We start from the raw sequence: 12,530 nt of genomic DNA on the forward strand, positions 1-12,530 counted from the left end.
CGTCCGGAGGGATGATCGGAGGCGAGGACGCATCTGGCAGACTCTCTCCCCATGGGTGAAGCGAGCGTGAAGACACTGGAAACTCCCCCGGCCGCTGCCGGGGGCACCCCCAGCACGGACGCCTCGGCACCCACGGCCTCCGGGGGCGAAGCCCGTGCGGGGCGGGAGCGCTCGCTCCTCACCCGGCTGCGGGCGCCGCGCCGGCCGCGGATCTGGTTCGAGGTCCTGCTGATCGGCATCAGCTACTGGACGTACTCGCTGATCCGCAACGCGGTCCCCGAGCAGAAGGCGGCCGCCCTCGCGAACGCCGACTGGATCTGGAGCCTGGAGCAGGGGCTCGGGATCGCCGTGGAGCACTCCGTCAACCACGCCGTCAACTCGGTGACGTGGCTGATCGTGGGCATGAACTACTACTACGCCACGCTCCACTTCATCGTGACCATCGGCGTGCTGGTGTGGATCTACCGTTTCCATCCGGGCCGTTACGCGGCCACCCGCCTCGTGCTGTTCGCCACCACGGGCGTCGCCCTGCTCGGCTACTTCTTCTTCCCGCTCGCGCCGCCCCGGCTGATGAACGGGGGGCATTTCGTCGACACCGTGCTGGTGCACCACACCTGGGGCTCGATGGCCTCGGGGAACCTCAAGCACATGTCGAACCAGTACGCGGCGATGCCCTCCATGCACATAGGGTGGTCGCTCTGGTGCGGCCTGACGATCTTCGCGGTCGCCTCGGCCCCCTGGGCCCGGATCCTGGGCCTGCTGTACCCGGCGGCGACGCTGGTCGTCATCGTGTCCACGGCGAACCACTTCTGGCTGGACGCCCTGGGCGGCATGCTCTGCCTGGTCTTCGGCTACACGGTCTCCCGCACCTGGTACGGCGCGCTCCCGCACCGCCTGCCCCGCAGCCCCCTGGAGACCTCCCCGCATCCGGCGACGGCGGCGGTGCTGAACCGCTTCCGCCGGTAGTCAGGCCCCGTAGAAGAGGTCGTCGACGACCGCGCGGGCGCGGCGGGTGGTGCGGCGGTAGTCGTCCAGCATCTCGCCGACCCTTCCCTCCGGGTAGCCGAGGTAGCGGCCGACGGCCGCCAGCTCCCGCGCGTCGGTGGGGAAGGTGTCCCCGGCGCGGCCGCGCACCAGCATCACGGCGTTGCGGACCCGGGTCGCCAGCACCCAGGCCTCGTCGAGGATCTGGGCCTCCTCGGTCGGGATCAGTCCGGCGGCGTGGGCGGCGGCCAGGGCCTGGCGGGTGCGGGTGGTGCGCAGGCCCGGTTCGGCCCAGGCGTGCCGCATCTGGAGGAGCTGGACGGTCCACTCGACGTCGCTGAGTCCGCCCCGGCCGAGCTTGGTGTGCAGGGTGGGGTCGGCGCCGCGCGGGAGGCGTTCGGCCTCCATGCGCGCCTTGAGCCGGCGGATCTCGCGGACGGCGTCCTCGCCGAGGCCTTCGGCGGGGTAGCGCAGCGGGTCGATCAGGTCGATGAAGGTGCGTCCCAGGTCGAAGTCGCCCGCGACGGGTTCGGCGCGCAGCAGGGCCTGGCTCTCCCAGGTCAGGGACCAGCGCCGGTAGTAGGCGGCGTAGGAGGCCAGGGTGCGCACGAGGGGGCCGGAGCGGCCTTCGGGGCGCAGGTCGGCGTCGATGATGAGCGGCGGGTCGGCGGTGGGCAGCTGAAGGAGCCTGCGCATCTCGGCGATGACGGTCTGGGCGGCCTTGGCGGCCTCCTGTTCGTCGACGCCCTCGCGGGGGTCGTGGACGAAGAGGACGTCGGCGTCGGAGCCGTAGCCGAGCTCGTGTCCGCCGAAGCGGCCGACGCCGATGACGGCGAAGCGGGTGGGGAGGGTCTCGCCCCAGTGGTCGCGCACGGCGGCGCGCAGGGCTCCGGCGATGGTGGCGGCGGTGAGCTCGGAGACGGCGTCGCCGACCCGGTCGACGAGGGCCCCGCAGTCCTTCTCGGCGGGGTTCTCCTCGGTGCCGTAGGAGGCGATGATGTCGGCGGCGGCGGTGCGGAAGAGCTCGCGGCGGCGGACCCCGCGGGCGGCGGCGACGGCGGCTTCCCCGCTGTCGGCGCGGCCGACGGCGGCGAGCACCTCCTGTTCGAGGGCCTCGGCCGTACGGGGCTGGAGGCCTTCGGGGTCGCCGAGGAGGGCGACGGCCTCGGGGGCGCGCATGAGCAGGTCGGGGGCGAGCCGGCCGGCGGACAGGACGCGGGCGAGGTTCTCGGCGGCGGCGCCCTCGTCGCGGAGCAGGCGCAGGTACCAGGGGGTCTTGCCGAGGGCGTCGGAGACCTTGCGGAAGCCGAGGAGTCCGGCGTCCGGGTCGGCGGAGTCGGCGAACCAGCCGAGGAGGACGGGCAGCAGGGTGCGCTGGATGGCGGCCTTGCGGCTGACTCCGGAGGCGAGGGCTTCGAGGTGGCGCAGGGCGGAGGCGGGGTCGGCGTAGCCGAGGGCTTCGAGGCGCTGGCCGGCGGCGGCCGGGGAGAGCCGGGTCTCGCCGGGGGCGAGCTGGGCGACGGCGTCGAGGAGGGGCCGGTAGAAGAGCTTCTCGTGGAGGCGGCGGACGACGGAGGCGTGCCGGCGCCAGGCCTTGTTGAGTCCGGCGACGGGTTCGGTGCGCAGGCCCATGGAGCGGCCGAGGCGGCGCAGGTCGGCCTCGTCCTCGGGGACGAGGTGGGTGCGGCGCAGCCGGTAGAGCTGGATGCGGTGCTCCATGGCGCGCAGGAACCGGTACGCGTCGTGGAGCTGGGCGGCGTCGGCACGGCCGACGTAGCCGCCGGCGGCGAGGGCGTGGAGGGCGTCGAGGGTGGTGCCGGAGCGCAGGGTGGTGTCGCTGCGGCCGTGGACGAGCTGGAGGAGCTGGACGGCGAACTCGACGTCGCGCAGGCCGCCGGGGCCGAGCTTGAGTTCGCGGTCGATCTGGGAGGCGGGGATGTTGTCGACGACGCGGCGGCGCATCTTCTGGACGTCGGCGACGAAGTTCTCGCGTTCGGCGGCCTGCCAGACGAGCGGCGTTATGGCCTCGACGTACTGGGCGCCGAGTTCGGGGTCGCCGGCGACGGCGCGGGCCTTGAGCAGGGCCTGGAACTCCCAGGTCTTGGCCCAGCGCTGGTAGTAGGCCAGGTGGGAGGCGAGGGTGCGGACCAGGGGGCCGTTGCGGCCCTCGGGGCGGAGGTTGGCGTCGACGGGCCAGATGGTGCCCTCGACGGTGGTCTCGGAGCAGATCCGCATGAGGTGGGAGGCGAGGCGGGTGGCGGCCTGGATGCCCTTGCCCTCGTCGGTGCCGGGCGCGGCCTCGCCGACGAAGATCACGTCCACGTCGGAGACGTAGTTGAGTTCGTTGCCGCCGCACTTGCCCATGGCGATGACGGCGAGGCGGCAGGCGTCGGCGTCCTGGGGGGCGGCCGCCGAGGCGATGCGCAGGGCGGCGCGGAGGGTGGCGGTGGCGAGGTCGGCGAGCTCGGCGGCGGTCTGGGCGACGTCTATGGTCGCGCAGACGTCGCGGGCGGCGATGGAGAGCAGGCAGCGGCGGTAGGCGACGCGCAGGGCGACGGGGTCGTGGGCGTCGGCGAGGCCCGCTTCGAACTCGGGCAGGCCCGGGTGCAGGTCGGCGGCCTCGTAGGTGACCAGGGCCTGCCAGTCGCGGGGGTGGCGGGCGAGGTGGTCGGCGAGGGCCTCGGAGGCGCCGAGCACACCGAGGAGGCGGTCGCGCAGGGGCTTGGCGCTGACGAGGGTGTCGAGGAGGAGGGGGAGGTCCTCGGCCGGCTGGGCCTCGGCGAGGCGGACGAGGCCGAGGAGGGCGAGGTCGGGGTCGGCGGTGGCGCCGAGGGCGTCGAGGAGCACCGGGTCGGCGCGTACGGCGGCCAGTGCTTCGGCGTCGAGGAGCCGGGCCGCGGTGGTGGGGTCGGTGAACCCGCTCCGCAGCAGCCGGATGAAGGTACTGCTCCTGCGCCCCGGGACTGTCATCCCGCCGCCTCCCGAGTCTGTCGCCGCCGGTGGTCCGGTCCTCTCCGGGAGCGAGCCTAGCCGGAGCAGGCGTTCGACTCACCGGGCGCCGTGGCCTATATCATGAGGCGGATTATCGGATTATCTGCTTACTTATAGCTCTCTAGATCTCTGCGTCACAGGGGCCCGGTCCCCGCCCGACCGGCCGCGAGGAGCCCCATGTCCGACGGACCCCCGTCCTCGCGCCCTGCCCCCGCGTCCGCGTCCGAGCCCGCCCCGACCGCACCTGGAACGTCCCCCGAGGCCCCCACGACCACCCGGCCGAGCGGTGCCGCGCCGAAACGGCCGACCGGTACGGCGACCGTACGGCCCGGCCACGGGACGACCGTACGGCACGAGGACGCCGCGGTCGCGCTCCACGACGGCGACGTGCCCGTGAGCCACGGCCGCGACGGTGCCGCCCGGCATGACGGCGAAGCCACCGCCCGCCCCGACCACAACACGGCCGCCCGGCACGACGAAACGCCCGCCGCCCCCCACGAGCGCGGCGCAGCCGTCCCGCACGGACGCGACCACGTCGGGCACCCGCGCGCACGCGCGGTCGTCAAGGCCGTCGCCCTCCTCGCCGCCACCGCCGCCGGCGGCATGCTCGTCCTGCGCGGGAACGAGGCCCTCGCCGGCCTCGACGCGCCCACCGCGCCCGATTCCAGGGCCACCACCGCCACCGCCGCGGACGCCCCCGACCCCGGCCGGGCGCTCCAGATCGTCGCCCACCCCGACGACGACCTGTACTTCATGAACCCCGACCTCGCCTACTCCATCACCGCCGGCCACCCGGTGACCTCCGTCTACCTGACCTCCGGCGAGGCCGACGGCGTCAACGCCGGCACCGGCAAGGCCGCCTCCACCCCGCCCGACAAGCCCGCCTACGCCGAAGCCCGGCAGAACGGCATCCGCGCCGCCTACGCCAAGATGGCCACCGGCGACCGCAGCAGCGCCTGGAAGCGCAGCGTCATCCCGACCAAGGGCGGCGGCCACGCCGAGGTCGACGTCCTCGTCGCCCGGCCCCAGATCAACCTGGTCTGGCTCCAGCTGCGCGAAGCGGGCAACGTCTACCAGGACGTACCCGACAGCCTCCACGGCCTGTGGGACGGAAGGGTGCCCCGGCTGGAGTCGGTGCTCGCCTCCGGCAGCCCCGTCCGGCAGGGGTTCTCGTACACCAAGGAACAGGTCGTCCAGACGATCGTCGGCATCCTGGAGCGGTACCGGCCCACCACCATCCGCACCCAGGACCCGACCCCCGGCCGCTTCCACGACGCCGCCAAGCGCTACACCGACCACCAGGACCACTTCTACGGCGCCCGGTTCGTACAGATGGCCGCCGCCGACTACGCGGAGCGGTTCAAGGAGCGCCCGCACTTCGCCGTCCAGAACTACGTCGGCTACTTCAACGGCTCCCTGCCCCGCGCCCTCGGCCCGGACGAGGCCAAGGAGAAGCTGGACATCCTGGACACGTACGCCTGGCTGGACAAGGAGAACCACTGCGGCAGCGAGGCCGGCTGCGGGGACCTCAAGGTCGCCGAACACCCCTCGGGCAACGGCTGGACCCAGTCCATCAACTACGCGCGCGGCACCGGCACCTCCTGGCTGACCTCCGACGCCGAACACGGCCTGTGGGCCTTCAAGGTCCTCGACGGGCAGGTCGCCCTCTGGCACCGCAGCGGCCTCATAGGCCGCTGGAGCGGCCCCCGCCTCCTCCCCGGAACCGGGATGGACCAGGGCATATCCACCGTCACCCTGAAGGACGGCCGGATAGCCGCCTTCGGCACCCGCACCTCCTTCGGCGACAAGCCCGCCGACTACCGGCGCGAGGTCGTCTACGCCGTCCAGCGGGCCCCCGGCTCCGAGGAGTTCGGCCCCTGGGACTCGCTCGGCACCCCCGAGGTCTCCGACGCCGACTGGACCTCCGACATCAGCGCCCCCGCCGTGTCCGCCGACGGCACCGGCGCCCTCGCCGTGTACGTCCGCGACGGCGCCTCCACCCTGCGCGGCCGCGTCCAGGGCCCGGACGGCACCTGGGGCCCGTGGGAGGCCCACGGCGGCACCGACCTGCACGGCGCCCCGGTCACCGCCACCGACGGCGCCGGGCGGCGGATGGTCTTCGCCGCCACCACCCGGTCGGTGACGGGCTGGCTCCAGCCCGGACCCGGCGCCCCCCTGGGCCCGGCCACCCCCACCGGCCTGCCCGAGACCACCCTCCCGCTCACGGCGGAGGGCCGCGAGGGCGGCGTACGGGTCTGGTTCCGCAAGCCCGGCTCCGGCAACGTCCGCACCGCCCTGATGACGGACGAGGAGGGCCTGAAGGCCACCGGCCTCACCGACCTCGGCGGACTCCAGGGCTTCGGCTCGGTGACGGCGACCGGGCACCTCCTCGCCGGCCGCTCGGCGGGCGGGCTGCTCGGCTCGGACCTCGGCGAGGGGCAGCCCTGGCAGCGCTCGCCGCTGATGTTCGTGGGCGCCCCGTCCAGCACCATGACCGGCCGGAACCTGGTCAGCCTGGCGGTGGTGGGCCTGGACGCGCGGCTGTACGTCACCTCGGCGGCCGACGAACCCGACGCCTACCTCGCGCCGTGGCAGCCGGTGGGTCCGCGCAACACGGGCCCCTGACACGGCCCCGCCGTCACGCGACCCCGTGAAGCGGCCCCGTCACACGACCCGGCGATTCCGCTCCACCCACGCATAGGCGGCACATCGGCTGGACAGACACCATCCGTGCCACACCAGCTCCAACACCCCACACCAGGACCATCCTTACCCCTCCCGGGGGCGGGACGCGTCCACGATCCGGGCGGGGGCGCACACCGGCGCCGCCGGCGTGCACAATCACACCCGGTCGTTTTCGGAAAACGCGCGTCATCGGTGAAATCGGTGAACCAACTCGCCCGATTTCGCCTCTCAGTGACTGCACAGCGGTTCTTCCCGTCCGGAACGACCTCAAGGCGTAACCGATGCCCGTATCCCGCCGCCGCTTCCTCCTTGCGGCCGTCGTGCCCATGCTCACCCTGGGCGCCTCCGGCGTGCTCTCCATCGCCTCCGGCCAGCAGACGGCGGCCGAGGCCACCCAGGGCAAGGACCCCTCCGCCCTCCTCCCCGCCAGCGTCACCTCTGGCACGGTCGTCCAGGTCGTCGCCCACCCGGACGACGACCTGTTCTTCATGAACCCCGACCTCAGCCGCACCCTGCTGACCGGGCTCCCCGTCACCACCGTCTACCTCACCTCCGGCGAGGCCGACGGCCGCAACGAGGCCAACGGCGGCCAGGCCAAGGACCCGCAGCAGCCCGCCGACCGCGCCCGCTACGCGGAGGCCCGGCAGAACGGCATACGCTCCGCCTACGCCCAGATGGCCACCGGCGACCGCACGAGCGCGTGGAAGCGCACGGTCATACCCACCGCCGGCGGCGGCCAGGCCGAGCTCGACGTCCTCGTCGCCCGGCCCCAGGTCAACCTGGTCTGGCTCCAGCTGCGCGAGGCCCGCAACCCCGCCGCCGAGAACCCGGACAGCCTGCGCGGCCTGTGGAACGGGCAGATACCGGCGCTGGGCGCCCAGCTCACCACCGGGACCCCGGTCAAGCAGCCGTTCTCGTACACCAGGGACCAGCTGATCCAGTCCATATCGGGCATCCTGGAGCGGTACAGGCCGACGACGATACGGATGCAGGACCCGACGCCGAACCGCTACCCGACCACCGGCAAGTACACCGACCACCAGGACCACATGTACGGGGCCCGCTTCGTACAGGCCGCCACCGCCGCGTACGCGGAACGGGTCACCGACCGGCCCCGGTTCTCCGTGCAGAACTACCTCGGCTACCACAACGGCAACCTCCCCCACGCCCTGGACCCGCAGACCGCCGAGACGAAGATCGGCTACCTCAAGACGTACGCCTGGCAGGACCACGCCGACTACTGCGGCTCCCCCGACGGCTGCGGCGACCGCAAGGTGGCCGGCAGCCCCACCGGCCGCAACTGGGCCCAGTCCCTGCGCTACGCCCGCGCCGACAACGCCTCCTGGCTCACCGAGGGCACCCCCGGCCGGCTCTGGGCCTTCGCCGCGCTCGACGGCCGCATGGCCGTCTGGACCCGCGACCGCTCCGGCACCTGGACCGGCCCCGCCCTGCTCCCCGGCACCGGCATCGACTCCGGCGCCACCACAGCCCGCCTGCCCGACGGCCGGATCGTGGTCCTCGCCACCCGCACCGTCCTCGGGCCCCGGCCCGCCGACTACCGGCGCGAGGTGGTGTACGCCGTCCAGACCGGCCCCGACGGCCCGTTCGGCCCCTGGCAGTCCCTCGGCACCCCCGAACCCGGCGACGAACCCGGCACCTCCGCCATCAGCGCCCCCGCGGCCGCCGTCGACCCCGCGGGCCGCCTCACCGTCTACCTCCGCGACACCCGGCGCACCCTGCGCGCCCGCGTCCAGCAGCCCTCGGGGGCCTTCACCGACTGGCAGAAGCTGGGCGGCGAGGACCTCCAGAGCGACCCGGTGGCCCTCACGGACTCCGCGGGCCGCCGCCACGTCTACGCCACCACCGCCACTTCCGTCCTGGCCTGGACCCAGCCCGCCCCGAACGCCCCCCTCTCCGGCCCCCACCCCACGGGCCTGCCCGCCACCACGGTCCCCCTCACGGCGGCCCGGGACGGCGCGGGCGTCCGCCTCTACTTCCGCCGCCCCGACTCCGGCGTGGTCCGCAGCGCCCTGATCACCGCCGGCCCCGGCGCCCCGCAGGTCTCCAGCGTCTCGGAGTCCGGCGGCCGGGCGGGCTACGGCGCGATCGGCGTCGCGGGCCGCCTCCTGACGGGCCGCGCCGAAGCGGGCACGGCCGCCACGACCACCCTGGGCGGCCCCCCGGCGTGGACGGAGTCCCGCATGCTCTTCGCGGGCGCCCCCGCGGCGGCCCTCGACAGCACGGGCACCCCCACCACGGCGGCCCTGGGCCTGGACGCCCACCTCCACACGGCCACCCCCCACCCCACCACCCCGACCCCCACCTGGCACCCGGCAATCCCCCCGACCCCGCCCACCTGAGCCCGCCGACGCCGACGGCCCCGCCCCCTCATCGGGGGCGGGGCCGCGGTCATGCCGGCAGGGGCCTACAGCACGGGGAGGTTCTTGCGGAGTTCGAAGGCGGTGACCTCCGAGCGGTACTCCTCCCACTCCTGCTTCTTGTTGCGGAGGAACTCGTGCCCGGCTCCACATACCTACGCCTCACGCCGTCTGACCTGCACCCGGGAGCGTCATAGACGTCATTGTCGGTCGACGCTGGTCTCCATGGGCCGCCCTCCGACGGCCCAGACCATGCCCGCCTGATCTTGCCTACTCAGCAGGTAGCGGCCGTCCCCAAGCCCGCTCTGTCAGCTCACCCCAGACACCGGGCGCAACGGTCCGCGGGTCCACAGCCCCGCTCGGAGCCGAGGTGCGGTAGATACCGCGCGGCTGCTCGGAGCGATCGTGCGCCTTCACCCAGAACACCCGCCGGACGAACTTGCCCGGCACGGCGCCGCTCGGCGCGTGGTCCCTGAGAACGGCGTAGCCCACGCGCCGGCCCACCCTCCAAGCCACGGGCCCCCTCCGTGTCGAGGACGCCAGGTGCACAGACTGCCGGACATAGTCGAAATGATGGATCTCCTCAGTCCATACGATCTGCTCTTCATGCGCCAGCGCATCGTCCTTTTCTTGCAACGCCCCTCCCAGGCTCTACGGCACTCTGCGGTGCAGTCTCCCCAGCGCAGCCAGCTCACACAGCAGATTCAGCCAGCGGGGAGGGCCCAGTGCCTGACTCACTTCAACCATTCAAAGACACTTCTAACCAATCCGGAGCAAATGCCTCCGATCGCACTGAGCATCAGCTCCCAGGCCTTTCCTTTGCCGGCCTTGGACGTCCTCCGCTTCGCCTTGCGCACACCCATGCGCACCGCCCTTCGCAATAGACGTTGCTCTAACGCGAGCCGCAGAAGCGGCCCGCACATCCATTGAGCAACGCGACTTGAGGCACCTTGCGACTTCGGGACACAACCTCGACCGGACTGGCAGAAGAGGCTGTTCAGCACCCTTCTCCCCTCTAGACTGGCCACTTTGGGACACCTAGTGCCACTTAGTGACACTCAGATCCATCGGGGGCTGCTATGCCGCCACGCGGCGCACGGAGCGTTGACATGCCGGGACAAGAGGCTGTCCCGGCAGGGCCACACCGCGACCTACTGACTGCCTTGCACAGGCTGTACCGCCTCGCAGGCCCTCCTGGGCTGCGTAAGATCAGCGAGGAAATTCGAGACAGTGATGAATTCGACGCGACACTGAACAGGAACTTGATCTCTAGCATCCTCCAGGGCAAGAGACTTCCGACCGCCCTGCAACTAGATAGCCTGGCCAGATATTTCGCTTCACTAGCAGCTCACGCAGGTGACCCGAAAGAGGAGAGTAGGCAACTCACCGAGTTGTGGATGCGCACACAAGTCGACCCGAAAACCATCGCAGCCGCCTTCACTCCCGCGACCTCAGTGAACGAGGCGCTACGTGCTGCCAGCGCTACGGGAGACCCAGCCCCCCTAATAAAATTGTGCACCAACGCCGCACCCGATCGCGTATTGAAAGTCCTCGGCGCACTACACGAACGCCAATGGGTGGCTTTCGCGAAAGAAGTAAAAAACTCCTTCGCGGAGACCTTCGAACCCAGAGGAATCCCCCATCTCGTTTCGGAGATGCGACTGACAGAAAGGTATCGATGGTCTGGCGAAAACATTCTGACTCGGTTCGCAGCCACCCGGCGGGCGACAGAGAGTGCCGAGCTGGTCAGGCTCTTCTCGGCAACTGGCCAGCTTGGCGATGTGCTGACCATCATGCACGCATCCTTCATGCATGCGGAGATCGCTGAATCCGCCCGCCTTTATTGTGCAGTAATCGAAGCCGATTTAAGACCCTGGACCATTGAAGACAATCGGGGTAGATCTCCGATCTCCACCAAGAAGCTTGTAGGGTTCGCTGTCGCTCTGACAGAAATTGGGCATGAAGCTTCTCTAGCACCTGCCATTCTACAATGGACCCCAGCCCATCGAGGGTTTCAAGGTTTGACGGTCGCGGTGGAACTGAACCGACTCGGCTACAAGCGGCAAGCAGACGCCCTGCTAAAAGAAGCCCTGAGACGGGGCGGTGTGCGACAGGCGAAAGATTACCTCACCAGCGAAGATGTTACCTCTGAAGACAAAGAGCTTTTTCTCCAAGTCATGGAACGCAACGAGGAACCAGTAGAACCGGACGAGCGCATGCGCTCCTTCAACCCACAGTCTCGCGATTTCAAATCCTTCGATATCCCTACGGAATGGCGGTGAGGGCGTCGCTTGTGCAGGAGGTGGTCGTTTGCCGCCAGCACTGCGTCTGCCAGGTCGAGAGGCCACAAAACCTCGCCGCCAGATGTACGAAGCAGTCCTCACCCAGTCCCCCACGAGGAAGCAAGGCTCGCACTACAGTAAGCAATGACGACGCGGTGGATCGGGGAGTGGAGAGGATCGGCTGGGGGTACGCGAAAGGGTAGGAGCGGCATTCCGAGCAGGGCTCCAGAATGCTGTAAATGGCGGCACCGACCGAGAAGGCACCTTCCGCCGACGGGCATTTGCGGGAGAGCTCGATGCCCCGCTCCATCCAGGTCTCGTCGTCGGCGTCTGCGGGGTCGCGGCTCAGCGGCCTCGCTTGAGTCCGAGGCTGATGGCCGCACGGAGCTGGCGCTGTGGCTGCCCTTCACCGTGCGGGGCCCGCCCTCCGCGCATCGCCTGATCTTGTAAAGGATGTTCTCCTTGCGGCACGATGGCCGACACAACGTAAGGGGGCGCTAGTGGGAGATACCCGGGACGAGATCACCGATCCTCTCGATGAGGGCCGCGGGGTGGCAGCGGTCTCGATGGGGTGGCTGCGCGAATGCTATGACGCAGACTGGGGCCGGTTGAGCACTGCACGTGCCGCCAAGATCAGCGCATGGCTCACCCAGCGCGATATACGGCACCTACCTAGCCCTCTGCCCTCGCGCGAGACTGCGGAGGTCATGCTCTTCAAGCCTGACTCGCCGATAGGCGTATACATCAACGCGGCTCGGCTTGAGGGCCCGTTCACGAATCGTCCCGCAGGCGCGGTGGATCTCTTGAGCGCGCTAGCTGATCGCCTGTAAGGCGGTTTGACTCGTCGCGCAACGCCGATCCAGCCCGGCACGGTCCGGACGGCGCCGATGGGTTCCACCTTGGGTCGCACACAGCTGGACAACTGTGGCAGCAACGACGGAGGGCCGGACGCCAGATAACATCCGGCCCCCGTCGTACTTGCCGGCCGCCCTGGGCATCCCCTCCGCTGCTCGCAGTAGCTCGAACCGGGACCCGTGCACCGCCAACCAGGCGGTGTCTCGGGGTCGTCGCCGCCACCAAGCACCTACGCCCGCCGATCACACCTGGCCACATTCGGTGGATCACCATCCAACCCCCCGCGCGCGACAGCATCGGCTGGCAAGATTCAGCGAGCCCTCCTAAGAGTCCACGCTCCGGAGAGAGGCGCAGA

6 protein-coding genes and 1 pseudogene are annotated in these 12,530 nt (G+C 70.9%); 4 read left to right on the top strand and 3 right to left on the bottom strand.

Annotated features, from left to right (window positions below):
* The first annotated feature begins 51 nt into the window (after positions 1–51).
* Positions 52–966: a phosphatase PAP2 family protein gene (locus ABT403_RS18355; protein ID WP_344153525.1), complete on the top strand. Its 915-nt coding sequence runs from the start codon at positions 52–54 to the stop codon at positions 964–966.
* Here ABT403_RS18355 and ABT403_RS18360 read toward each other — a convergent pair whose 3' ends face one another.
* Entirely contained in the window at positions 967–3,954 is a 2,988-nt protein-coding gene (locus tag ABT403_RS18360; RefSeq protein ID WP_344153522.1) for a bifunctional [glutamine synthetase] adenylyltransferase/[glutamine synthetase]-adenylyl-L-tyrosine phosphorylase, read from the bottom strand.
* Positions 3,955–4,152: 198 nt separating this feature from the next.
* Between ABT403_RS18360 and ABT403_RS18365 the strand changes: the two genes are divergently transcribed.
* Together ABT403_RS18365 and ABT403_RS18370 are read left to right on the top strand one after the other, a co-directional pair.
* Positions 4,153–6,600: a PIG-L family deacetylase gene (locus ABT403_RS18365; protein ID WP_344153519.1), complete on the top strand. Its 2,448-nt coding sequence runs from the start codon at positions 4,153–4,155 to the stop codon at positions 6,598–6,600.
* Between the two features lie 341 nt (positions 6,601–6,941).
* Complete coding sequence (locus ABT403_RS18370; protein ID WP_344153516.1) at positions 6,942–9,020, top strand: PIG-L family deacetylase; 2,079 nt, start codon at positions 6,942–6,944, stop codon at positions 9,018–9,020.
* Positions 9,021–9,085: 65 nt separating this feature from the next.
* Here the strand turns inward: ABT403_RS18370 and ABT403_RS39045 are convergent.
* Together ABT403_RS39045 and ABT403_RS18375 are read right to left on the bottom strand one after the other, a co-directional pair.
* Positions 9,086–9,172: pseudogene (locus tag ABT403_RS39045) on the bottom strand (glutamine synthetase); the annotation flags it as partial.
* Between the two features lie 136 nt (positions 9,173–9,308).
* The gene (locus tag ABT403_RS18375) at positions 9,309–9,674 is read right to left on the bottom strand and encodes a DUF6009 family protein (protein ID WP_344153513.1); all 366 of its coding nucleotides are present in this window, start codon (positions 9,672–9,674) and stop codon (positions 9,309–9,311) included.
* Positions 9,675–10,147: 473 nt separating this feature from the next.
* On the opposite strand from ABT403_RS18375, the gene ABT403_RS18380 reads away from it, so the two are divergent.
* Positions 10,148–11,320, top strand: a complete 1,173-nt coding sequence (locus ABT403_RS18380) for a hypothetical protein (RefSeq protein ID WP_344153511.1) — start codon at positions 10,148–10,150, stop codon at positions 11,318–11,320.
* The last annotated feature ends 1,210 nt before the right edge of the window (positions 11,321–12,530 follow it).

It is taken from the genome of Streptomyces sp. NPDC000075 (assembly GCF_040301925.1).
In the GTDB taxonomy this organism is placed as follows: Bacteria; Actinomycetota; Actinomycetes; order Streptomycetales; family Streptomycetaceae; genus Streptomyces; species Streptomyces polychromogenes.